The 1,273-nt window shown below is 34.3% G+C and carries 1 protein-coding gene; it reads left to right on the plus strand.

Annotated features, from left to right (window positions below):
• Positions 1–88: 88 nt before the first annotated feature.
• Positions 89–1,258, plus strand: coding sequence for an IS4 family transposase (locus DLK05_RS16455; protein WP_127345085.1), 1,170 nt, complete (start codon positions 89–91; stop codon positions 1,256–1,258).
• The last annotated feature ends 15 nt before the right edge of the window (positions 1,259–1,273 follow it).

Here is a 1,273-nt window from a genome sequence, read left to right on the forward strand (position 1 = left end):
CAATAGCGTCCTAAACGATTAAAAAGAGAGAAAGAATTTAAGTATCTCAAATTATCTTTGAGTTGCACAACAAAAAAAACTTTCTCTCATGACAAATTTAAATTTATTCTCTCAAATCATATCCAAATTGGATAGAACTTGTTTTAAGCGAATTGTCTCAGATAAGAAAACGGATAAGCATCAAAAAGGATATAGTAGYTGGACTCATTTGGTTTCCATGCTGTTTTGTCAATTTGCGAAAAGCCAATCTGTGAGAGATATCAGTAATGGTTTACGTTCTGCCACAGGCAATCTTAATCATTTAGGCATACAAAGAGCTCCCTCCAAATCAACTATTAGTTATCAGAACAAAAATAGAGACTGGACTCTGTTTCGTGAATACTATTACCAGTTGCTTTCTCATTTAGGACAGYAAGCAGGTTYTAAGCAATGTAAATTCAGAATTAAATCAAAAATATTCCTTCTTGATTCCTCCACAATTAGTCTTTGTTTAAGCCTTTTTGATTGGGCAAAATATAAGACTGCCAAAGGGGCTGTAAAAATGCACACTTTGCTTGATTACGATGGCAATTTACCCGCTTATGTGAATATTACCGATGGGAAAACCGCTGACAATAAGGGTGCATATGACGTGCCATTACTAAAGGGAAGTGTCATTGTAGCTGATCGATTTTAYAATGATTTTTCATTACTCAATGTCTGGGACAGCAAAGGCGTCTTCTTTGTGGTAAGGCACAAAGAAAATATSYAATTTAAGACCATAAAAGAAAAAGAGCTACCAGAAAACAGGCATGAGAATATACTCAAAGATGAAATCATTGAGTTGACTGGAAATACATCCAGAAAGAAGTATCCTAAAAGACTTAGAAGAGTGGCTATATGGAATGATGAAAATGGGCAAGYAATMGAAGTTATAACCAATCAGATGTCTTGGACAGCAAACACAATAAGTGAACTTTATAAGAGCCGGTGGCAGATAGAAATTTTTTTTCGAGAAATAAAACAGCTACTTCATATCAAATCCTTTATAGGTACCAGTGAAAATGCAGTGATGATACAAATATGGACTGCTTTGATTACAATATTAGTCCTAARAGTTCTTAAAGAAATCTCTAAATATGGTTGGCAGCTATCAAACTTAGTTGCATTCATAAGGCTTAATCTTTTTGTTAAAATCGATCTCCAGAAATGGCTCGATGAACCTTTTGATCAACCAAAACCAAAGCCTATAATTGCAATCCAGGGGGTGCTATTTTAGAATATGACTTAAATA

Source organism: Ancylomarina longa, from assembly GCF_003996985.1.
GTDB classification, from domain to species: Bacteria; Bacteroidota; Bacteroidia; order Bacteroidales; family Marinifilaceae; genus Ancylomarina_A; species Ancylomarina_A longa.